The organism is Nocardia sp. NPDC003345 (assembly GCF_053589395.1).
Genome location: NZ_JBSFRU010000078.1, coordinates 1 through 20,665, shown reverse-complemented (window position 1 = coordinate 20,665; position 20,665 = coordinate 1). Strand labels below are relative to the sequence as shown.

The 20,665-nt window shown below is 68.0% G+C and carries 20 protein-coding genes and 2 pseudogenes; 16 read left to right on the top strand and 6 right to left on the bottom strand.

Annotation, left to right across the window (positions count from 1 at the left end; all coding sequences use genetic code 11):
• The 3 genes and pseudogenes from ACWDU1_RS11995 to ACWDU1_RS11985 form a co-directional block, all read right to left on the bottom strand.
• A partial coding sequence (locus ACWDU1_RS11995) for a winged helix-turn-helix domain-containing protein (RefSeq protein WP_449997919.1) occupies positions 1 to 283 on the bottom strand: 283 nt, incomplete at its 3' end.
• An 11-nt stretch (positions 284 to 294) separates the two neighbouring features.
• Positions 295 to 546 (bottom strand): annotated as a pseudogene (locus ACWDU1_RS11990) (aminopeptidase P family N-terminal domain-containing protein); the annotation flags it as partial.
• A gap of 28 nt (positions 547 to 574) precedes the next feature.
• Complete coding sequence (locus tag ACWDU1_RS11985) at positions 575 to 1,744, bottom strand: amidohydrolase family protein (RefSeq protein WP_449997915.1); 1,170 nt, start codon at positions 1,742 to 1,744, stop codon at positions 575 to 577.
• 430 nt (positions 1,745 to 2,174) lie between these two features.
• On the opposite strand from ACWDU1_RS11985, the gene ACWDU1_RS11980 reads away from it, so the two are divergent.
• The 10 genes from ACWDU1_RS11980 to ACWDU1_RS11935 all read left to right on the top strand — a co-directional run bounded on the left by ACWDU1_RS11980 (position 2,175) and on the right by ACWDU1_RS11935 (position 12,976).
• On the top strand, positions 2,175 to 2,777 hold the full coding sequence (locus tag ACWDU1_RS11980) for a TetR/AcrR family transcriptional regulator (RefSeq protein ID WP_449997913.1): 603 nt from the start codon (positions 2,175 to 2,177) through the stop codon (positions 2,775 to 2,777).
• Entirely contained in the window at positions 2,777 to 3,283 is a 507-nt protein-coding gene (locus ACWDU1_RS11975; protein ID WP_449997912.1) for a hypothetical protein, read from the top strand. The genes ACWDU1_RS11980 and ACWDU1_RS11975 overlap by 1 nt, the downstream gene beginning before the upstream one ends.
• A 733-nt stretch (positions 3,284 to 4,016) precedes the next feature.
• On the top strand, positions 4,017 to 4,811 hold the full coding sequence (locus tag ACWDU1_RS11970) for an MlaE family ABC transporter permease (RefSeq protein WP_449997910.1): 795 nt from the start codon (positions 4,017 to 4,019) through the stop codon (positions 4,809 to 4,811).
• A 13-nt stretch (positions 4,812 to 4,824) separates the two neighbouring features.
• Positions 4,825 to 5,682 (top strand): MlaE family ABC transporter permease, encoded by an 858-nt coding sequence (locus ACWDU1_RS11965; RefSeq protein WP_449997908.1) that lies wholly within the window; start codon positions 4,825 to 4,827, stop codon positions 5,680 to 5,682.
• 11 nt (positions 5,683 to 5,693) lie between these two features.
• Positions 5,694 to 6,962, top strand: a complete 1,269-nt coding sequence (locus ACWDU1_RS11960; protein WP_449997906.1) for an MCE family protein — start codon at positions 5,694 to 5,696, stop codon at positions 6,960 to 6,962.
• On the top strand, positions 6,962 to 7,978 hold the full coding sequence (locus tag ACWDU1_RS11955) for an MCE family protein (RefSeq protein WP_449997904.1): 1,017 nt from the start codon (positions 6,962 to 6,964) through the stop codon (positions 7,976 to 7,978). Before ACWDU1_RS11960 ends, ACWDU1_RS11955 begins: the two co-directional genes overlap by 1 nt.
• Position 7,979: 1 nt before the next feature.
• The gene (locus ACWDU1_RS11950) at positions 7,980 to 9,011 is read left to right on the top strand and encodes an MCE family protein (protein ID WP_449997902.1); all 1,032 of its coding nucleotides are present in this window, start codon (positions 7,980 to 7,982) and stop codon (positions 9,009 to 9,011) included.
• Complete coding sequence (locus tag ACWDU1_RS11945) at positions 9,008 to 10,246, top strand: MCE family protein (protein WP_449997901.1); 1,239 nt, start codon at positions 9,008 to 9,010, stop codon at positions 10,244 to 10,246. The genes ACWDU1_RS11950 and ACWDU1_RS11945 overlap by 4 nt, the downstream gene beginning before the upstream one ends.
• Positions 10,247 to 10,250: 4 nt before the next feature.
• Entirely contained in the window at positions 10,251 to 11,525 is a 1,275-nt protein-coding gene (locus ACWDU1_RS11940; RefSeq protein ID WP_449997899.1) for an MCE family protein, read from the top strand.
• A gap of 2 nt (positions 11,526 to 11,527) precedes the next feature.
• Entirely contained in the window at positions 11,528 to 12,976 is a 1,449-nt protein-coding gene (locus ACWDU1_RS11935; RefSeq protein ID WP_449997918.1) for an MCE family protein, read from the top strand.
• A gap of 130 nt (positions 12,977 to 13,106) precedes the next feature.
• Here ACWDU1_RS11935 and ACWDU1_RS11930 read toward each other — a convergent pair whose 3' ends face one another.
• Positions 13,107 to 14,282 (bottom strand): acyl-CoA dehydrogenase family protein, encoded by a 1,176-nt coding sequence (locus tag ACWDU1_RS11930; RefSeq protein ID WP_449997898.1) that lies wholly within the window; start codon positions 14,280 to 14,282, stop codon positions 13,107 to 13,109.
• 99 nt (positions 14,283 to 14,381) lie between these two features.
• On the opposite strand from ACWDU1_RS11930, the gene ACWDU1_RS11925 reads away from it, so the two are divergent.
• The 6 genes from ACWDU1_RS11925 to ACWDU1_RS11900 all read left to right on the top strand — a co-directional run bounded on the left by ACWDU1_RS11925 (position 14,382) and on the right by ACWDU1_RS11900 (position 18,690).
• The gene (locus ACWDU1_RS11925) at positions 14,382 to 15,053 is read left to right on the top strand and encodes a TetR/AcrR family transcriptional regulator (protein ID WP_449997896.1); all 672 of its coding nucleotides are present in this window, start codon (positions 14,382 to 14,384) and stop codon (positions 15,051 to 15,053) included.
• 139 nt (positions 15,054 to 15,192) lie between these two features.
• Positions 15,193 to 16,695, top strand: a complete 1,503-nt coding sequence (locus ACWDU1_RS11920; protein ID WP_449997894.1) for a class I adenylate-forming enzyme family protein — start codon at positions 15,193 to 15,195, stop codon at positions 16,693 to 16,695.
• A 27-nt stretch (positions 16,696 to 16,722) separates the two neighbouring features.
• Entirely contained in the window at positions 16,723 to 17,028 is a 306-nt protein-coding gene (locus tag ACWDU1_RS11915; RefSeq protein ID WP_449997892.1) for a hypothetical protein, read from the top strand.
• A 23-nt stretch (positions 17,029 to 17,051) separates the two neighbouring features.
• Positions 17,052 to 17,975, top strand: coding sequence for a hypothetical protein (locus ACWDU1_RS11910; RefSeq protein ID WP_449997890.1), 924 nt, complete (start codon positions 17,052 to 17,054; stop codon positions 17,973 to 17,975).
• Positions 17,972 to 18,481, top strand: a complete 510-nt coding sequence (locus ACWDU1_RS11905) for a twin-arginine translocation pathway signal (protein ID WP_449997888.1) — start codon at positions 17,972 to 17,974, stop codon at positions 18,479 to 18,481. The genes ACWDU1_RS11910 and ACWDU1_RS11905 overlap by 4 nt, the downstream gene beginning before the upstream one ends.
• Positions 18,451 to 18,690, top strand: coding sequence for a hypothetical protein (locus ACWDU1_RS11900; RefSeq protein ID WP_449997886.1), 240 nt, complete (start codon positions 18,451 to 18,453; stop codon positions 18,688 to 18,690). Before ACWDU1_RS11905 ends, ACWDU1_RS11900 begins: the two co-directional genes overlap by 31 nt.
• Before the next feature lie 429 nt (positions 18,691 to 19,119).
• Here the strand turns inward: ACWDU1_RS11900 and ACWDU1_RS11895 are convergent.
• Both ACWDU1_RS11895 and ACWDU1_RS11890 read right to left on the bottom strand, forming a co-directional pair.
• A pseudogene (locus ACWDU1_RS11895) lies at positions 19,120 to 19,341 on the bottom strand (ferredoxin); the annotation flags it as partial.
• Positions 19,338 to 20,630 carry an NADH-ubiquinone oxidoreductase-F iron-sulfur binding region domain-containing protein gene (locus tag ACWDU1_RS11890; protein WP_449997916.1) on the bottom strand — a complete coding sequence of 431 codons (1,293 nt, stop codon included), beginning with the start codon at positions 20,628 to 20,630 and terminating at the stop codon, positions 19,338 to 19,340. The pseudogene ACWDU1_RS11895 and the gene ACWDU1_RS11890, both read right to left, overlap by 4 nt.
• Positions 20,631 to 20,665 lie beyond the last annotated feature (35 nt).

The following is a 20,665-nucleotide window of genomic DNA, read 5'->3' as shown; positions in this document are numbered from 1 at the left end:
CGAGGCCGTGATCGTATTTGCGGGCCGCGACCCTGGTGCCCACCCGGGGCGCGCGGGCGATCAGGCCTTCGTCCCGCAGCAGCGCCAGCGCTTCGCGCACGGTGTTGCGGGAGGTCTCGTGTTCGGTGGCGAGCCGGTGTTCGCTGGGCAGCGTGTCGCCGAACGCGCCGGCGAGTATCTGGTGGCGGAGAATATCCGCCACCTGCCGGGCCTGGTCGGCACGCAACCGCCGCACGGTCGCCGGACCGGCCGCTCGCTCGGTGTTCGTATCGCTGACCTGCATGAATGCTGGACCAGGTGCGGCCATTCGTCGTCGGTGGTCACCACGGCGACCGGCCGTTCGACATGTGCGAGCCCGGCGTCACCCAGCGGCCAGTTGGCGCCGGTCGCGTAGACGACATTGTTGTTCAGCAACAGGATCGCGGCGTCGACGCCGCGTTCGGCCATGGCCGAACGCAGGCGGGCCCCGGTTTCGCGGCGCATCCGCGCGCGGTCGGGGAGGTCGGGTATGTCGATCGCCGCGGTGGCGGCGGGAAATACGGTCATCGATATGGTCCTTCTCGGCGTGGGCGGCCTATACCCCCAGGAATTCCTTGATATTTCCGCTCACCACGCGCGCCGCGTCGTCGGCGCCGAGCACCTCGACGACCGATGCCAGGGATTTCTCGGAGTAGCCGAAGGTGCTCTCGTTGTGCGGGTAGTCCGAAGACCACATCACCCGGTCCACGCCGATGTGATCGATGATCGCCAGTCCCAGCGGATCGACCATGAACGACGCCCGCATATGGTTCTCCCAGTAGTGGCGTACCTCGTACTCCAGCGGGCGGTTGTACATATGCCGGTACGACGCGTGCATATGCTCGGCGTCCTGAAGTGCCGAGGCGACCCAGTTGACCCCGCCCTCGAACCAGCCGATCTGCAGGCCCGGGTGCCGATCGATGATGCCGCTGAACACATACTTGGAGAACAGCTCCCGGAACGGCGCCACATTGTGCATCATCCCGACCACCACGCTGTTGACCTCGCACGGCGCCGACAGCGGCGATTCGCCGATATGGTGCGATACCGGAACGCCGGATTCCTCGATGGCGTCCCAGACGCCGATCATCGAGGTGCTGCCGTAGTCGATGATGTTGCCGTCGTCGTCCTTACCCGCCGACAGCGGCAGCAGGAAGGTCTTCAGTCCCAGCGATTTCAGCTCGGCCAGGGTCCGGCGGGCGCCCTCGGCGTCCCACCAGTTGATGAGCCCGACCCCGTACATCGTGCCGCCCGAGCGTTCCTGCACCTCGGCGATGTATTCGTTGTAGATGCGGAAGCAGCGTTCGCGGATGGCCTTGTCCGGGTAGAACAGCAGGGCCAGCAGTGAATTGGGGAACGCGAGTTCCTTGTCGATTCCGTCGGCGCGCAGATCCGCCAGCCGGGCCTCGAGGTTGGTGCTGCCGGACCCCTCCAGTGGGTCGTACTGCATGAGTACCCGGCTGAAATCGCCGGGCAGGAACGATTTGCCCTTCCGGCCGATCTGGTAGGCCCCGTCCTCGTACCAGACCCGGGGGGCCTTGTCCCGCAGTTCCTCGGGGAACCGCTCGAAGAAGATGTCGTCCGCGAGCGAGATGTGGTTGTCGGCCGAGAAGACCTCTGTGCCGGCGGGCAGCCCGAGGGTGCCCTCGGCGTGGCCCCGGCGGTCCTTGGGCGGACCGAACCCCTGTGGGGGGTACAGCTGAGCACTGCTCTGCGAAGTCGGCATCGTGACCCTCCAATGGATCGTGTGATTCGCGCGGTTGCCGTCGGCGGGCGTGATCGCCACCCGCGCTGCCGTCACGCGGTTATGTCGAACCGGTATGGCCGGCTTCGAGGCCGGGTGCCGGAGTGAACGGCCGGGTCGCGGGTGGTGCGCCGCCAAGCTGAAAACGACATTATCACAATAGGAGAGCGGCGTTCTATAAGGTCCGGCGTATTTGCTGGTTGTTCTGCGGGTGGAGGGGTGAGAATGCTATTCTCATCGAGGCGCCGGAGGGGGTATCGAAACCGTTTCGGCGCGGCGGATTCGAGGCTGTCATCACCCCTTGCCGCACTGTGAAGACCCATTACGCGGGCAACTTCTCTGTAACCCTTGTCACAGGATCGAAACCAACCTACTGTGTGTTCACTAGGTTTGTCAGATCGGGGTTCGGACCATGACAGCTCCTCGTCCATACGCCTCACTCCTCGCCAAAGGGGAGGACCGCAGGCAGCGCATACTCACCGTCGCGCAGCGGCTCCTCACCCGAAACGGCTGGCGCGGCACCACGCTGGCGCAGATCGCCGGCGAAGCCGGAGTCACCTCCGCCGGGCTGCTGCATCATTTCGCGTCGAAGGATCAGCTGCTGCACGCCGTGCTGGACGCCCGGGACGCCGGGGATCTGGAGGACGCCGATATCAGCGGCGATCTCATCGTCGAGATCCGCAAGGTCGTCACCCGGATGGAGCGCCACCCCGAGCTCGTCGGCACCTTCGTCGTCCTCCTGGTCGAGAACCTGATGCCGGAGGCGCCCCTGCACGACCGGATGCTCGATCGCTGGCGGACCGCGGTCGAACTGGTCGCCCGGGCCATCGCCAGGGGGCAGGAAACCGGCCGATACCGGACAGATTTCGACCCGCGCACCCGCGCGGTGGAGATCGTCGCCTTCCTGAACGGGATGGAGATCTCATGGCTGCTCGATCGTTCGATCCCGCTGGCCGACGTATTCAACGGTTACACCCAGTCGCTGGCCCGCGACTTGGCGGCGAAGGAGAAGTAATGAGGTACCGGCTCGATGTAGTGGCGGCGACCGTGGCCGACGCGGTCCAGTTCGCGGGCGGTTGGTTGTTCGACCGATCCGTGGCCGGCTGGGATGTGACGGTGCTGCTCGCGCAGCCGTCCGATATCCGGCCGCTGAAGATCCTCGGCGCCGAGGTCCGGGAACTCGATACGGTGCTGGCCACCGAGGTCCCCGGCCGGCTGCCGCAGGCGCTGGCGGTCAACGCCGACGTCTGTAGCCGGGACGGCCGGGCCCGCAAGGGTGTACTGCGGGCATTGGAGGACCGCGGTATCGAGGTCGTGGTGTGGGGCGACGGGTGGCCCGCCGGTCAGGCCCACGGTGTGGATCCGGTGCTGCATCGGCTGAGCTACGCGGCGCGCGCGTTCAAGGCGCAGGCCATGGTCGCCGCCGGTCTGTCGCCCGCCGCGGTGACCCCGAGTGAGATCTTCCGCAGCGGGGCGACCGAATACGCCCCGGTATGCGCGGATCTGGTGCCCGCCGTGTAGTTCCGGGCTCGCGCGGGGTCGTCCGCGGATCGGCGACGGTCGGCTCCCGCGTGCCGGTGGCCCGTGTTCGAGACCGGGGCCACCGCGCTCGGTGCGGGGTGGCCCGGGGTTCGCCCGGGATGGGTGGGCCGCGGAGTATGTCCCCGTCGGGGACGGCTCGGGGCAATTGTCTCGTTGCCGGTGCCCGATGGGTCGAACGCATTTATGCGAATTCATTTCCCGGGACCGATTTCGGGCAAATTTGAAACATTGAATTTCACAATTCATCCGGCGTGTACCGGGTGTCTCTTTATTGCTCTTCCGGCCGGTCGCGGGGTGTGCATTGCCTGGTCGTGGGGTTCTTCCGCCGGTCCTCACCGGCGTTCGGCCGTCCTGCCTGGGGGTTTCTGGAAACTTGCCCGCAAGTATTGTATTCTCCTGAATCGGATGCCATCCTATTGGAAATCGAGAATGACGTTTCCATACTGAGATAGCGACAGCGCGCCGGCGGGGACGGCACAGCCTCCGGACTCAGATCCGCGGCCGTAACCCGGTATCGCTCGTCGCGCCGCGGCCCGCCCAGAGGGTCGTCCCGTCTTCCGTCGGTCGTCCCGCCCGGACCGGCCGGCAGTTGACGTCGAACGTTCGACAGGAGCATTGCGATGCCGACTTCCTGGTTGCCCGGGCGGATATCCCGCCCGCCGGGGGACCGCCGGATCGATCCGGCGACCGCAGCCGACGCGATGAGGTTCGGATGACGACCCGCACCCCGTATTGGATCCAGGTCAAGGACCGTTTCGCGGGCCCGCTCGAAACGATCGGCGGACTGTTCTCCATGACCGCCGACGCGGTGAAGTTCGCCTTCCGCAGGCCTTTTCAGACCCGCGAGTTCCTCGAGCAATCCTGGTTCATCGTGCGGGTTTCGCTGATTCCGACGCTGCTGGTGGCGATTCCGTTCACCGTCCTGGTCAGTTTCACCCTGAACATCCTGTTGCGGGAACTGGGCGCCGCCGATCTGTCCGGGGCGGGCGCCGCCTTCGGCGCGGTCACCCAGGTCGGTCCGATGGTGACGGTGCTGATCGTCGCCGGCTCCGGCGCCACCGCCATGTGCGCGGACCTCGGATCGCGCACGATCCGGGAAGAGATCGCGGCCATGGAGGTGCTGGGCATCGATCCGGTGCAGCGGCTGGTGACTCCGCGCATGCTGGCCTCGGGATTGGTCGCGCTACTGCTGAACAATCTGGTCTGCATCATCGGTGTGCTCGGCGGATACGTGTTCTCCGTGTATGTCCAGGACGTCAACCCGGGCGCGTTCGTCGCCGGGATAACCCTGCTCACCGGGCTGAACGAGGTGGTCATCTCGTCGGTGAAGGCCCTGCTGTTCGGGCTCGTCGCCGGCATCGTCGCCTGCTACCGCGGGCTCATCGTCACCGGCGGCGCGAAGGCCGTGGGCAACGCGGTCAACGAAACCGTGGTCTACGCGTTCATGTCGCTGTTCGTCATCAACGTGATGGTCACGGCCATCGGTATCCAGTTGACCACCGGATGAGGGGAGGTATCCGATGACAGCCTCCGAAGTGCTCAACGCGCGCTATCCGTTGCTGTTGCGCCGGTTGCGTAAACCGGTGGACGTACTGGGCAGGGTCGGTGACCATGCCATTTTCTATGTGAAAGCCCTTGCCTACGCGCCGATCTCGGCCTGGCGCTACAAGCGGGAGACCATCCGGCTGATCGCGGAGATCAGTATGGGCGCGGGCACGCTGGCCGCGTTCGGTGGCACCGTGGTGATCGTCAGCTTCCTCACCCTGGCCACCGGCGGCACGCTCGCCGTGCAGGGCTACAGCTCACTGGGCGATATCGGTATCGAGGCGCTCACCGGGTTCCTCTCCGCGTTCATCAATGTCCGGATCTCCGCCCCCGTCGTGGCGGGTATCGGGCTGGCGGCCACCTTCGGCGCCGGGGTGACGGCACAACTGGGCGCCATGCGGATCAACGAGGAGATCGACGCACTGGAATCCATTGCGATAGAGCCGATCTCCTATCTGGTCGGCACCCGGATCGTGGCCGGGATGATCGCCATCACGCCGCTCTACGCGATCGCGGTGATCGCCTCGTTCCTGGCCAGCCGGTTCACCACGGTGGTCATCCTGGGCCAGTCCTCGGGCCTGTACGACCACTATTTCGCCACCTTCCTGAATCCGGTGGACCTGCTGTGGTCGTTCCTGCAGGCGATCCTGATGGCGATAACCATCCTGCTCATCCACACCTACTTCGGGTTCTTCGCCGCGGGCGGGCCCTCCGGAGTGGGGACCGCGGTCGGCAACGCGGTCCGGACCTCGCTCATCGCGGTGGTCTCGGTGACGCTGCTGGTCTCGCTGGCGGTGTACGGGTCCAACGGAAACTTCGAGCTGTCGGGGTAGGGATGGCAGTGGTGGGAAACGAAACTCAGTCCTGGGCGGGTGACGCGCGGCAGCCGGGCGACTCCCGTCCGCCGGCGGCGCCCGCGCGCCGGCGCTGGCGCGACCTGTTGCGGCCGCTTTCCGGCGCGGCCCGGCCGGCTGCCGGGTTGGCGGCCGTCGCCGCCGGTACGGCGATCGTGGTGCTCGCGGTGACCCTCTTCCAGGGCGGTTTCTCCGATACCGTCGCGGTGACCGTGCACGCGCCGCGGGCGGGTCTGGTGATGTATCCCGACGCCGAGGTGAAATTGCGCGGGGTGACGGTGGGCGCGGTCGATTCCATCGTGGAGCGCGCCGACGGCACCGCCGAGATCGAATTGGCCATCGACCGCGGCAATCTCACCCGGATACCGGGCGATATCACCGTCGATATCGCCTCGACCACGGTGTTCGGCGCGAAATACATCCAGCTGATCCCGCCCGCCCAGCTCACCTCGGGGCATCTCGAACCGGGCCAGGTGTTCGAGGCCGAGCACGTGACCGTCGAGATCAACACGGTATTCGAACAGCTCACCGAGGTACTGGCACAGATCCAGCCGGAGAAACTCAACGAGACCCTGGGCGCGCTGGCCTCGGCCATGCGCGGCCGCGGCGACCGGGTGGGTCAGATGATGGTCGATTTCGAGGCGTTCCTGGCGAAGGTGGAACCGGGGCTGCCCGCGCTGCAGGCCGATCTCGCGATGGCCCCGCAGGTCACCGGTGTCTACGCGGACTCCTCGCCCGCCCTGCTCGACACCGTCGGCAACGCGACCAGGATCGGGCAGACCGTGGTGGAGGAGCAGCAGCAGCTCGATGTGATGCTGATGAGCCTGATCGGGCTGGCCGATACCGGGAACAAGGTGATCGGAGAGAACGGGCCCGCCCTGGTGAGCACCATGGACGCGCTGGTCCCGACCACGAACCTCACCAACCGCTACCACACCGCGCTGACCTGTGCCCTGGACGGCCTGGGCTATCTGTCGTCGGTGACGCCGGTGCAGGTGCCCGGTATCGGGCTGTCGGCGAACTTCCTGTGGGGTGTCGAACCGTACCGGTATCCGGAGCATCTGCCCAAGGTCGCGGCCAAGGGCGGTCCGCAGTGCTCGATGCTGCCGGTGGCCTATGAGGACTTCCCGCCGTTCGTGGTGACCGATGTCGGCGCCAACCCGCAGGCCGGGCCGTTCCGGTCCGGGCTCACGCTGAACACGACCTCGCTGGCCCAGGCACTGTTCGGACCGGCCGCCGCCGGGAAGGGAGCGCCCTGATGGACCGGCGCAATACGCCGCTGCTGAAATTCGGCATCTTCGCCGCCGTCATGGTGGTGCTCTCGGCCTGCCTGATCATCGTGTTCGGGGAGTACCGCAGCGGGTCCACCGCCGAGTACTCGGCGGTGTTCGCGGATTCGTCGGATCTGCGCACCGGCGATACCGTGCGCGTCTCCGGGGTCGTCGTGGGATCGGTCCGCGGGGTCGAGCTCCAGGACGATCACCGGGTGCGGGTGGATTTCGACGCCGACCGCGCCCTGCCGCTCACCACCGGAACCGAGGTCGCGGTGCGGTATCTCAACCTCGTCGGCGATCGCTACCTCGAACTCACCGACCGTCCCGGTAACCGGCTGGAGGCCGGTGGGCAGCTCCCGATCGAGAACACCGTGGGCGCGCTGGATCTGGACCTGCTGCTGGGCGGGCTGAAACCGGTGATCCAGGGCCTCAACGCCCGGGACGTGAACGCGCTGACCTGGTCGCTGCTCGAGATCGTGCAGGGCAAGGAGGGCACGGTGAACTCCATCCTCGGCCGCACCGCCTCGTTCTCGGCGGCGCTGGCGGACAACAACGAGATCATCGAGCAGCTGATCGACAACCTGAACACGGTGATGCAGACCCTGGCCGCCGAGGGCGGCCAGTTCTCCGGTCTGGTGGACCGGCTGGAACAGCTGATCACCCAGCTGAGCAACGATCGGGATCCGATCGCGGCCGCGATCGATTCGCTGGAGGCCGGGACCGCGACGGTCGCCGATCTGCTCGCCCAGGGCCGCCCGGCGCTGGCGGGCACGATCGACCAGGTCAACATCCTGGCCACCAATATCGACAACGATAAACAGACCCTGGACACCGCCCTGCAGAAGGCGCCGGAGAACTTCCGGAAGCTGGTGCGCACCGGGGCCTACGGCAACTTCATCCAGTACTACCTGTGCGATTTGACGCTGCGGGTCAACGACCTGTCCGGGCAGGTCGTGGAGATCCCGGCGGCCGTACAGACCGACGGAAGGTGCGCTCCCTGAGATGTTCCGCTATCGAGGAAGACATCTACTGCGGCACGGCCTGGTCGGCATCGTGCTCATACTCTGCGTGATCTCGCTGGGACTGCAGTCCCAGCAGGTGATCGCGTGGGGGACCACCGTGCGCTATCAGGCGGTGTTCGACGAGGCCGGCGGGCTGGAGAAGGGGGACGAGGTGATCGTCTCCGGGGTGAAGGTCGGCACCGTCACCGAGGTATCGCTCGACCGCGGCGCGGCCCGGGTGCTGTTCACCGTCGGCGATTCCGTCTCCCTCGGCGTCGACAGCACCGCGCAGATCAAAACGGGATCCCTGCTGGGAAAGCGGATCATGACGTTGATCTCGCACGGTGACGACAGGTTGCGGCCGCTACAGACGATTCCGGTGGAGCGCACATCTTCGCCGTACTCGCTCACCGACGCGCTCGGCGATCTCACCGAGACCACCGGTGCGATGGACACCGATTCGCTGAACAGCTCACTGGAGATGCTGTCCTCCACGCTCGACGCCATCGCCCCGCAGCTCGGGCCGGCCTTCGACGGTCTGTCCGAGGTGTCGAAATCCATCAACAGCCGCAATACGGCACTGCGTGATCTGCTCACCGCCTCCCGAGAGGTCACCGGGATCCTCGCCGATCGCAGCGGACAGCTGAACACCATGCTGCTCAACGCGAATACGCTGGTCGGGGTGCTCGACGAGCGCCGTCAGGTGATCGCCACGCTGCTGGCCAATACGGCGGCCGTGGCCGATCAGCTCACTCAGCTGGTGGCCGACAACGAGGCGGAACTCGGTCCGGCCCTGGACCGGCTGAACTCGGTGACGGAGATGCTGCAGCAGAACAAGGACAATATCGCCAAGGCGATACCGGGCCTGGCCAAGGCCTCGCTGACCCAGGGCGAGGCGGTATCCGGCGGCCCGTTCTACAACGCCTACGTCGCCAACCTGATCCCCGCTCAATGGATCCGGCCGTTCGTCGACGCCGCGTTCGGCGGTTCGGTCCCGCAACCACCCGCACCGCAACCGGGGGCGCCGCGATGAACCGGACCGTGATCCTGAAGGCCGGGGCGGGCGTCCTGGCGATAGCGGTGCTGGTGGCCGCCTTCGTGGTGGTGAACCGGACCCTGCTGGGGCCCACCACGGTGCGCGCCATGTTCACCACCGCGACCGCCATCTACCCCGGTGACGATGTCCGGGTCTCCGGCGTCAAGGTCGGGACGGTGGCCGGTATCGAGGCCCGGGGCACCGCGGTCGAGATGACCCTGCATGTCGACCGGGGCGTGGAGATCCCGGCCGACGCCGGGGCCGTGATCGTCGCGCAGAGCCTGGTCGACTCCCGGTACGTCCAGCTCACCCCCGCCTACAAGGGGGAGGGGCCGACAATGCCCGACGATACGTTGATCCCGCTGGAACGCACCGCGGTCCCGGTCGAATGGGACCAGATCAAAACCCAGCTCACCCGGCTGGCCACCGAACTCGGTCCCGACGGCGACCGGTCGTCGGGACCGGCCGGCCGGTTCATCGACAGCACCGCCGACGCGCTGGCCGGAAACGGCGACAAATTGCGGCAGCTGCTCGCCCAGCTGTCCGGGGTGGGCCGGATCCTGGCCGACGGCAGCGGCGATATCGGCGAGACCATCACCAACCTGCAGACCTTCGTCACCGCGCTACGTGACAGCAATGTGCAGATCGTGCAGTTCCAGAACCGGCTCGCGACGCTGACCAGCGTGCTGTCGGACAGCCGCTCCGATCTGGACGCCGCGCTCGCCAACCTGTCCATCGCGGTCGGTGAGGTGCAGCGTTTCGTCGCCGAGAACCGGGACCGGGCAGGCGAACAGGTGGGCCGGCTGGCCGATGTCACCCAGAACCTGGTCGACAACCGCGGCGAACTCGAGGAACTGCTGCATATCTTCCCGACCAGCCTGGCCAACTTCTACAACATCTACAACCCCGATACCGGCACCGAGGCCGGGGTCTTCGTACTCAACAACTTCTCCAATCCGATCGAGTTCGTCTGCGGCGGTATCGCCAGCGTCGAGAACATCGGAGCGGAGGAGGCGGCACGCAAATGCCGCGACTATCTCGGGCCGGTCCTGGGGCTGCTGAATTTCAACTATCTGCCCGTGCCGGTGAACCCGGTACTGGGGCCCTCGGCGAACCCGGAGAAGATCATCTACAGCGAACCCCATCTGATACCGCAGGCGGTGGACCCGGGGGCGCCACCGCCCCCACCGGCGCCCACGCTCGCGGACATCCTGTTCCCCGGTGGGCGGTGATCGTATGACCAGATCCTGTGGCCGCCGCGGATTCCGGACCGCGGTATTCGGCGCCGCGTGCGTGGTGCTCACCGGCGCCGGGTGCTCCTGGGACGGCGTGAACTCGCTGCCGTTGCCCGGGGCCACCGGCCGCGGGCCCGACGCCACCACGCTGTATGTGGAAATGAACGATGTCGGCACCCTGACCCCGAACTCCCCGGTACTGATCGACGATGTGGTGGTCGGCAGTATCGGTGATATCCATGTGGAGAACTGGCACGCGGTGGTGGAGGTATCCATCCAGCCCGGACAGGTGGTGCCCGCCAACGCGCAGGCGAGGGTCGGACAGACCAGCCTGCTCGGGTCGATGCATCTGGCCCTCAACCCCCCGCCCGGACAGCAGCCCGAGGGCCGGCTCGAACCGGGCGCGCGGATCGGATTGCAGGACACCGCGACCTACCCTTCCACCGAGCAGACCCTGGCGTCGTTGTCGGTGGTGGTGAACGGGGGCGGCCTGGGCCAGATCGGCGATATCGTCGGCAGCCTCAGTGCGGCCCTCGAGGGCCGGGAGACGAATATCCGATCGCTGCTGGACCGCCTGGATGTGTTTCTGGGCGCGCTCGACAACCAGCGCGCCGATATCGTCGCCACCATCGACAACCTCAACCGCCTGGGCGGCACCTTCGCCGCGCAGCGCGACCGGCTCACCGAGGCGTTGCAGAAGATCCCGCCCGCCCTGGATGTGCTGATCGCCGAACGGCCGGACCTGGTCACCGCGCTGGACCGGTTGCGCACCTTCAGCGATACCACCAACAACGTGCTCACCACGGTGCACGACGATCTGCTCACCAACCTGCGCAATCTGGAACCCACGCTGAAGGCGCTGGCCGATGTGGGCCCCGATATCAACTCCGCCATCCAGTTCGCGACGGTGTTCCCCTACGGCCAGTACCTGGTGGACAACGGTGTGCGCGGCGATTTCATCAACCTGTTCGCCACGGTGGATCTCACGATTCCCCGGCTGCGCCGTGAACTGCTGCTGGGCACCCCCTGGGGCGACCCGACCGCGGTGATCCAGGCGGCCGTCGGCGATCCGGGATACGCCGAACAGACCAAGAACCCGCTCGGGTTCGGTATCACCCCGCCCCCGGTGGCGGCGCCCGCCCCGGCACCGGCGCCCGCCGAGGCACCGGTACCGCCGCCGGCGCCCGCACCGGCCCCCGCGCCCGGCCTGCCGTTCCCGCTGCCGCAGATCCAGCTTCCCCAGATACCCCTGCCCCCCGGGATTGGAGGCGGCTGATGCTGCTGTCCCGTTTCGTCCGCGCCCAGCTGGTCATCTTCAGCGTGCTCTCGGTGATCGGCCTTGTCGTGATGTCGGTGGTGTACATGCGGCTCCCGACGCTGGCCGGGATCGGCAATATGAGTGTCACCGTGGAACTTCCCGAGGCCGGTGGGCTCTACCGGTTCGGCAATGTGACCTATCGGGGGATCCGGGTCGGCAAGGTGACAGGCGTCGAACTCACCCAGGACGGTGTGCGCGCCCACCTGGAGATCGACTCGTCCAGCCGGATCCCCGCGGATCTCAGCGCCGAGGTGCGCAGTGTGTCGGCGGTCGGCGAGCAGTATGTGGATCTGCTGCCGCGTACCGACTCACCGCCCTACCTCTACGACGGCGCGACCATCGAACGCGCCGATACCGCGGTGCCCCAGCCGGTCGGCCCGATGCTGGACAAACTCAGCGCACTGGTCGACACCATCCCCAAGGACGATCTGCGCCGGCTGCTGGACGAGATGTTCACCGGCGTCCAGGGCGCCGGACCCGAGCTGGATTCACTGCTCACCTCGGCCGAAACGCTGACCGCGGAGATGAACAGGACCGGCGATGCCACCCGGACCCTGGTGCAGGACGCGCAGCCGCTGCTGGATTCCCAGGTGCAGACCGCCGATGCCATCCGCATCTGGACCCGCGCCACGGCCGATGTCACCGGGCAGCTGGTGGCCAACGATCCGCAGATCCGCCAAGTGCTGCATTCGGGCCCCGGTATGGCCGACGAGGTCGCCGGGCTGCTCGACGATCTGCAGCTCACCCTGCCGGTCCTGTTGTCGAACCTCACCTCGGTCGGCCAGCTGGCCGTGACCTACAACGCGAGCCTGGAACAGCTGCTGGTGTTGTTGCCGCCGGTGGTCTCGCTGGTGCAGGCGGTGCAGCCGACCAAGAACGCCTCCGGGCTGGGTATCGGTGACTTCCGGGTGAGCGGCGTCTCCGATCCGCCCGCCTGCACGGTCGGCTTCCTGCCGCCGTCGGAATGGCGGTCACCGTCGGACACCACGACCATCGATACACCCGACAACCTGTATTGCAAACTGCCGCAGGATCATCCGGTGGCGGTGCGCGGTGCGCGCAACATCCCGTGCGCCAACGATCCGTCCAAACGCGCGCCCACGGCCGCCATCTGCAACAGCGATCAGCCGTATGTGCCGGTCGCCCCGGACCAGCCGGTTCTCGGCCCGTACCCGCGTGACCCGGAACTCGAGGGGCAGGGGATCCCTCCGGACTCCCGGTTCTCGCCGCCGCCGGGCAATGCCCCGGCCGCGGACACCTCGGGCGGTGCCCCGGCGGCGCCGGCGGTGGCCTACGCCCAGTACGACCCGAACACCGGTGAGTACATGGCCCCGGACGGTCAGCTGTACCGGCAGACCGATCTGGTGTCGCAGGGTCACGGGAGCTGGGAGGAGATGCTGCCGCGCTGAGCGGGTCCGGCTCGGGAGCGGGCGGGAGCGTGACCATCCGCTCCCGCCCGCTTTCCGGTACGGATACCGCAGCGAAAAGCCGATGACCCCCGGATGATGTCGTCTCCGGGGGTCATCGGCCGGTGGGTGTTCAGCTCCGGGGCAATCCCAGTACGCGCTGGGCGATGATATTGCGCTGGATCTCCGAGGTGCCGCCGGCGATGGTTCCGGAGAAGCTGCGCATATAGCGCTCGAACCAGCTCGGCGCGTGATCCTCCAGGTTCAGCAGGCTGTGCCGGGAGGTCACCGCCGGATGGGTCAGGCCGTCGGAACCGGCGGCGTCGAGGGCGGCCTCCAGGCCGCGCTGCACCCCCTCCGATCCCAGCAGTTTGAGGACCGACAGCGATGCCACATCGGTTTCGCCCCGGGCCTCCTTCGCCAGCGCCGTCGACCCCAGTAGTTCCAGCGCCTGCAGATCCATCACCGCCGTGGCGTAGCGGTCGGCGTCCAGGGCCGTGCGCGGTTCGAAATCCTGCACCAGCATGCGCAGCCGCTGCGCGAAACTCATCCACAGCAGCGTGCGCTCGTGCCCGAGGGAGCCGTTGGCCACCGTCCAGCCCTGGTTCAGCTCACCCACCAGGTTCTCCGCCGGGACCCGGGCCTCTTCGAAGAACACCTCGTTGAAGTCGAGATCGTCGGCGGCGCACGCGGAGGCGAACGGGCGGCGCCGCACGCCCGGGGTGTCGGTGGGGATCAGCAGGACCGAGATGCCCTTGTGCTTCGGGGCGTCGGGATCGGTGCGCACGAAGGTCAGGATGACATCGGAGTCGTGCGCGCCCGAGGTCCACACCTTCTGGCCGGTGACGACGAAATGGTCGCCGTCGCGGACCGCGCGAGTGCGCAGACCGGCCAGGTCGGAGCCGGCGCCGGGTTCGCTCATGCCCAGTGCCGCGGGCATCTCGCCGCGCAGGATCGGCACGGCCCACCGCCGCTGCTGCTCGGGGGTGCCGAAGGTGATGAGGGAGGCGGCGATGATCCCCTGGCCCTGCGGGTTGCAGCTCTCGTAGATACCGCGTGCGCCCAGTTCTTCCCGGTGCACGTACTGCTGCAGCACGGTGGCGTTGCGGCCGCCGAACTCCGGCGGGTATCCGGGGACCAGCCAGCCGTGATCGAACTGCAGGCTCTGCCATTCCCGGGCCCACGCGGGCATATGTGAACTGGACCCCGGCCGTTCGGCCGCCACCGCCTCGGGTGGGAGGTGCTCGTCGAGGAACGCGATGAACTCGGCGCGGAACCGTTCCACGTCCTCGTCGAAAGTCAGCTGCACGATGTACCTCCCTTTGACCAATTATGAGAATATCATTCTCTCATCGGGATATTCTAGTTTCCGTAGGCGGTGCGACCGTCGGTGATGGGAGGTACGGCCATGCGAAGTACCGGCAGTGGGCTGACCCTGCAGCAGCGGATCGACGCCCGGTCGGTCCGCACCACCAAGCTGTTCGGCAGCGTGCAGGTGCAGCGCTTCCTGGATGCGGCGCGAATGTTGATCACCGAGCGGGGCAGCACCGATTTCACCATGCACGAGGTGGTCGACCGGGCGGGGCAGTCGCTGCGCAGCTTCTACCTGCTCTTCGACGGTAAACACGAACTGCTGCTCGCGCTGTACGAGGAGGCGATCGGCAGGGTCGCCGATCAGGTGCGGGAGGCCACCGCCAACGACGGTGATCCGCTGGCCCGGCTGCGCACGGCCGTGGAGTTGATGTTCGAGTTCTGCCGGCCCGACCCCGGCGCGCACCGTCCCCTCTTCACCGAATTCGCGCCCCAGTTGCTGATGTCGGATCCGATCGAGATCCAGGTCGCGCACGCGTCGCTGTTCGAACTGCTCGTGGACCTGATGGTCGAGGCCGAGGTGGCGGGGTATCTCCGCGCCCGGGCCCGGCCCCGGCGGCTGGCGGCCATGACCCTGCAGACGGTGATGTTCGTGGCGCAGAACGCCCGCCCGGACGAACCGCATCCGATCACCGCCACCGAGGTCTGGAATCTCTGCGCTTTCGGAGCGCTGGGCGCCGCGGACGGTGTCGCGGGAAGCCGCCGGTGAGGGCCTGGAAGGGACCGATCGGTCTGCCGATCCGGGGTTGCGGGCCAGCGGATATGCTATTCTCGGTTTTCGAGAATTCCGATATCACCGACCCGGTCGGGCGCTGGTTCGCGGCGCTCGGCACGCAGGAAGTAGTCGCATGAGTATTTCGCTTCTGCTGGATATGGCGGCGTCGAACGAACCGGATCGGGTCGCCGTCGTATCCGGCGAATCGCGCTGGACCGGAGCCGAACTGGACGCGCTGGCGCACGGTGGCGCGGGCGCGATCGCGGCCTCCGGAGCGCGCAGCGTCGCCTATGTGGGCACCGGTGGCGCGCTCCTGCCGCTGCTGATCTTCGCCTCGGCCCGGGCCGGAGTGCCGTTCACCCCGTTGAACTACCGGCTCAGCGGCGACACACTCGCCGAGCTGGTGGCGCGGCTGGACGCGCCGCTGGTGATCCACGACGACGCCTACGGTGCCGCGGTCGGGGGGACCGCTGAACGGTTGTGGACCTCCGCGCGGTTCCTGGAACACGCCCGGACCGCGGACCCGGCCGGCGCCGACCCGGACCCGGACGGCGCCGCGATCGTCCTGTTCACCTCCGGCACCACCTCACAGCCCAAAGCGGTCGAACTCTCCCACAACAATCTGGTCAGCTACATCACCGGCACAGTGGAATTCGCTTCCGCGGCGGCCGACGACGTCTCGCTGATCTGCGTCCCGCCCTATCATGTGGCCGGTGTGAGCGCGGCCCTGTCCAACCTCTACGCCGGGCGCAGGATGGTCTACCTCCGCAATTTCGATCCGCAGGAATGGATCCGGTTGATCGATGCCGAGCGGGTGACCACGGCGACCGTTGTCCCGACCATGCTCGACCGAATCGTCACCGGACTGAAAGCCACCGATTCGCGGTTGCCCTCGCTGCGTACTTTGGCCTATGGCGGGTCGAAAGTGGCACTGCCGCTGGTGCGCACCGCGCTCGAACTGCTGCCCGACGTGGGTTTCGTGAACGCCTACGGGCTCACCGAGACCAGCTCCACCATCGCGGTCCTGGGCCCCGACGACCACCGCGCCGCACTGGCCTCCGACGACGACAAGGTGGCTCGCCGGCTCGGTTCGGTCGGGCAGCCGGTACCCGGGATCGAGGTGCAGATCCGCGACGAGGGCGGCGCGGTGGTTCCCGCCGATACCGCCGGTGAACTCTTCGTCCGCGGTCCGCAGGTATCGGGCCGCTACACCGGGATCGGTTCGGTGCTCGACGCCGAGGGCTGGTTCCCGACCAAGGATCTCGCGGTACTCGACGCCGACGGCTATCTGTTCATCCACGGGCGCAGCGACGACACCATCATCCGTGGCGGCGAGAACATCGCACCCGCCGAGATCGAGGACTACCTGGTCGAACACGCGGCCGTACACGATGTCGCGGTGGTCGGCGTGGAGGACCCCGAATGGGGGCAGATCATCGTCGCCGTGGTGGTGCCTGCCGAACCCGGGCAGACCCCCGATCCCGAAGAATTGCGCGCCTTCGTCCGGTCCGGGCTGCGGGGTTCGCGGACTCCGGACCGGATCGTCTTCCGCGCGGAACTTCCCGCCACTCCCACCGGGAAGGTTCTGCGCCGCGAGCTCGTCGCCGAACTGACCCGCGAAACCGCCGGCGCGTAGCCGCGCAGCCCGAAAGGAACAACGCTCATGGTCAAGACCGGTACCCGGCTACGGAGCCAGGTGTGCGATACCCAGGTCATCATCGTCCGGGCCGCCGACAGCCTGGACGATCTGCGGGCCGGTGGGGTCCCGATGGTGCCCCTGGAGGGCGCCGCACCGGCTGCCGAGGGCAGTCCGCAGGAGGGATTCGCGGACGGGAATCTGATCGGCAAACGCTATGTCGACGACTCCGGTGCGGAGGTTCTCGTGACCAAGGCCGGGGCCGGCACCTTGAGTGTCGGCAGCACCCCGTTGTCCATCAAGGAAGCCAAGCCGCTGCCCGCTAGCGACTAGAACGAGTGATCGAGGTGGGATAGATGCCCCAGACCACCAGCGACCCGCTGAATCTGGCGGTCGAGGAGGCCGACGCGGAGGCCGCGGCGGCGGAGGCCGAGGCGCTCGCCGCCCAGGCTTCCGCCGCCGCGGCCCGAGCGCGTGCCAAAGCCGCGCGCCTGCGCCGGGAAGCCGGAGGTGAGGACCCCGGATCCGGCGCGGGGGACCCGGAGGGGACGGCCGCGGAGAGATCCGCGGGCGGAGACGATCCGGAGACCACCCAGCGGGCCGCTGCCGGGACGCGGCCCGCCGACGTGGAATCCGAGACAACACGTGAATCCGAACCGGATTCGGCGCACACCCGCTCGGATGCCACCACCGCGAAAGTCGACCTGGTGAAGACCGCGGATCCGGAGTCGTCCGGTACGGCCCGGGCGCGCGCCGGGCGTCTGGTGCGCAAGGTGCCGGTACCGGCCCTGCGGCGTCCGGGACGCCGCACTCTCGGCCGGGCGGTGGCGGTGCTGGTGATCGTCGCTTCGCTGGCGGCCGGCGGCTTCTCGCTGTGGAACCACCACCAGATCGGCGCGGCGCAGGCACGCGAGGACGAGTACCTCAACGCGGCCCGCGAGGGTGTCGTCGCCCTGACCACGCTCGACGCGGCCCGCGCCGCCGACGATGTGAAACGGGTACTCGACCATTCCACCGGGGCGTTCCGCACCGATTTCCAGACCCGCTCGGAGGATTTCACCAAGGTCGTGCAGCAGTCGCAGGTGGCGACCCAGGGGGAGATCACTGCGGCCGCGGTCGAATCCATGACCGACGAATCGGCGGTGGTGCTGGTATCGGCGGTCTCCAAGGTCACCAACACGGCCGGCGCGCAGCAGGAACCGCGGATGTGGCGGCTCAGCGTCACCGTCACCCGCGAGGGCGAGGAGTTGAAGATGTCGAAAGTGGAGTTCGTACCGTGAGAATCCCCAGCCCACTCCGCACCCTGCCGCGCTCCCCGGAAACCATCCTGCTGACCGTGCTCGCCGTGGTCGCGGTGCTCGCCGCGACCTCGCTGCTGCTGTTCCAATACCGGCCGGACTCCCGGGGTGACGCCGCGAAGAACGAGGTCCTCTCGGCCGCGACCGAGGGCACCGTCGCGCTGCTGTCGTATTCGCCGGATTCCCTGGATCAGGATTTCGCGGCCGCGAAATCCAAGATGACCGGCGATTTCCTGAACTATTACACTCAGTTCACCGAAAAGGTCATCGCCCCCGCCGCCAAGGACAAATCGGTCGAGACCGAGGCCGTCATCGTGCGTTCGGCGGTGGCCGAACTACAGGACGACTCCGCGGTGGCACTGCTGTTCATCAACCAGACCACCACCAGCGCCGAGAAACCGGAACCGGCGCTGGCCGCGAGCAGTGTGCGGGTAACCCTCTCGAAGGTAGACAACTCATGGCTGATCTCGTCGTTCGATCCCGTCTGACCACCCCGGGAGCGCCCGCGCCCCGGATCCGCCGTGAGGCACCCACTCTGGTCACGGTCTATCCGGTGCTGAACCACTTCTCGACCTGCCCGCGCTGCGGCTACCCGGCGGAGGCCTCGGTGACGGTGCGGACCTTCGCCGGCGGCGACACGGAGAAGGAAACCCATATCAGCTGTGGTTCGCCCTGCGGGTGGCGCGAGATCCGGTAGTCACACGGCATACCGGTCGGAACCGGCCCCGGACAGCGGAACGTGCCGGTGCTCCTCCGAGCACCGGCACGTTCCGCGTGTCGTGGGTCGCTGTCCCGGCGACCGGTCGTCGGCGGGGATCTCGGACCGTGCCCGTGGACAGGGGTTCATTTCGGGCAAGGTGGTGCTTGCGTGGACCGGGCAGCCGACAGTCACCTCGCGCACCGCGACGCCCTTGCCTCCAGGGGAAGTGACGCCATCGTTGCCGCCGGTGATCGTGCCTGTTGAGGTGCACATCCTGATCAGCCGACGCGAATTGGCCCGCTGGCAGGCGCAAGCAGGCGTGCCCGGTGATGATCTGGTGTAGCTCGTCGAGACGGTTGCACGATGACCTGCGGCAGGAACCCGGATTGCACGGACAGCTGCGGCCCCGAGAAGAGGCTGCGCCTACGGTGTTGTGCCGGCAGGCCGCTCCGCTTCGGGCAGGGTGGTGATGGCGTGGACCGGGCAGTCGAGCAGGGCCCGGGTAACGGCGGGTTCCTCGGCGGTATCGAGCGTCGGATCACCCGCCAGGACGGCGTAGCCCCAATCGTCCAAGGGGAAGCGTTCCGGGGCGTGTTTGGCGCAGATGCCGAACCCGTCGCAGAGGGTGCGGTCCAGTTTGATCTTCACAGCAACGCCTCCGTTTCGACCCGGAAGGGGGCATGGTGGGTGGTGGGCCCGGCCGCGCAGTCGGGGCACCGGTTGTCGAGATGGGCGGTCACTTCCGCGGCGAAACGGTCGAGCAGGCCCGCGGCGGCGTTGCAGGCGGCGTCCAGGGTGCCGCAGGCGCCGCGGCCGCGCAGTACGGCCGACCAGCGGCGCAGGCGCAGCACATCGTCGGGGGTGGCCCGGCCTTCGGCCAGTGCGGTGGTGGCGGCGGCCATCGCGGCGGTGCCGTTGAAACACGACCCGCACTGCCCGGCGTTCTCCCGGTCGAAGTAGTTCAGGACGCTCGCCGCGACCGCCACCGGGCACTCCTCGGTGATCACGGCGAGCGCGCCGCAGCCCAGGCCGACCCCGGCGCGGCGCAGGGTTTCGTGATCGAGGGTGAGGTCGAGAACGGTGCGGTCCAGCAGGCCGGTGAAGTATCCGCCGATCAGCGCGCCCCGCACCGACGCGGGCGAGACCCCGTGCAGCGCCAGCAGTTCGCCGACCGGCAGGCCGTGCGGTAGCTCGTAGAGCACGGGATCGCGGCCCGCGACGGTCACGGTGGACAGGAAGGTCCCGGGCGACATGGCGGTGCCGAGGGCCCGGTAGGCGTCGGCGCCCCACCGGTCCAGGAAGGGCAGATTGGCCAGCGTCTCGACATTGGAGACCAGGGTCGGCAGTCCCGCCACACCGGATTCGAAGGGCCGGGGTGGTTTGTCGGTGGGCTTGGCCGGACCGCCGTTGATCGCGCGGACCGCCGCCGATTCCTCACCGGCCACGTACCCGGGTTCGACCTGGACCACCGCCAGTTCCGGGCCGTCGGGAAGCGCGCCGCCGAGTTCCTCGAGCGCCGCGCGCACCGCGTGAGCCGATTCGGGGTCGGAGACGTAGACGTAGCCGCGCCGGGCGCCGACCAGCAGCGCAGCGAGCCGGATACCGTCGAGGACCAGATGCGGCCGGTGCCGCAGTAGCCAGCGATCCTTGAACGACGCGGGTTCGCCCTCTTCCCCGTTGGCCACCAGGACCGCCTCGGTCCAGCCATCCGGTATCCCGGCGCCCGCACCCGTACCGGCGCGGACCGCCCCGACCTTCACCGCGAACGGGAACCCGGCGCCGCCGCGACCCCGCAATCCGCTCTGTTCGACGGCCGCCGCCAGCGCCTGGACCGAACCCACCGGGCGGTACCCGCCCCGGTCCCGGTACTCGTAGGCGGTTTCCATCCCGTCGCCTACCCGGAGCAGGCGCGGATCGCTGCCGGGGTAGGGGACCACCGTCGGGCCTCCGGCCGACGAGAAGGTGTGCTGCA

Bases quoted from the DNA above. Each gene is read 5' to 3' on its own strand.
- ACWDU1_RS11985 (WP_449997915.1), bottom strand. From the start codon at position 1,744: ATGCCGACTTCGCAGAGCAGTGCTCAGCTGTACCCCCCACAGGGGTTC.
- ACWDU1_RS11980 (WP_449997913.1), top strand. From the start codon at position 2,175: ATGACAGCTCCTCGTCCATACGCCTCACTCCTCGCCAAAGGGGAGGAC.
- ACWDU1_RS11975 (WP_449997912.1), top strand. From the start codon at position 2,777: ATGAGGTACCGGCTCGATGTAGTGGCGGCGACCGTGGCCGACGCGGTC.
- ACWDU1_RS11970 (WP_449997910.1), top strand. From the start codon at position 4,017: ATGACGACCCGCACCCCGTATTGGATCCAGGTCAAGGACCGTTTCGCG.
- ACWDU1_RS11965 (WP_449997908.1), top strand. From the start codon at position 4,825: ATGACAGCCTCCGAAGTGCTCAACGCGCGCTATCCGTTGCTGTTGCGC.
- ACWDU1_RS11955 (WP_449997904.1), top strand. From the start codon at position 6,962: ATGGACCGGCGCAATACGCCGCTGCTGAAATTCGGCATCTTCGCCGCC.
- ACWDU1_RS11950 (WP_449997902.1), top strand. From the start codon at position 7,980: ATGTTCCGCTATCGAGGAAGACATCTACTGCGGCACGGCCTGGTCGGC.
- ACWDU1_RS11945 (WP_449997901.1), top strand. From the start codon at position 9,008: ATGAACCGGACCGTGATCCTGAAGGCCGGGGCGGGCGTCCTGGCGATA.
- ACWDU1_RS11940 (WP_449997899.1), top strand. From the start codon at position 10,251: ATGACCAGATCCTGTGGCCGCCGCGGATTCCGGACCGCGGTATTCGGC.
- ACWDU1_RS11925 (WP_449997896.1), top strand. From the start codon at position 14,382: ATGCGAAGTACCGGCAGTGGGCTGACCCTGCAGCAGCGGATCGACGCC.
- ACWDU1_RS11920 (WP_449997894.1), top strand. From the start codon at position 15,193: ATGAGTATTTCGCTTCTGCTGGATATGGCGGCGTCGAACGAACCGGAT.
- ACWDU1_RS11915 (WP_449997892.1), top strand. From the start codon at position 16,723: ATGGTCAAGACCGGTACCCGGCTACGGAGCCAGGTGTGCGATACCCAG.
- ACWDU1_RS11910 (WP_449997890.1), top strand. From the start codon at position 17,052: ATGCCCCAGACCACCAGCGACCCGCTGAATCTGGCGGTCGAGGAGGCC.
- ACWDU1_RS11900 (WP_449997886.1), top strand. From the start codon at position 18,451: ATGGCTGATCTCGTCGTTCGATCCCGTCTGACCACCCCGGGAGCGCCC.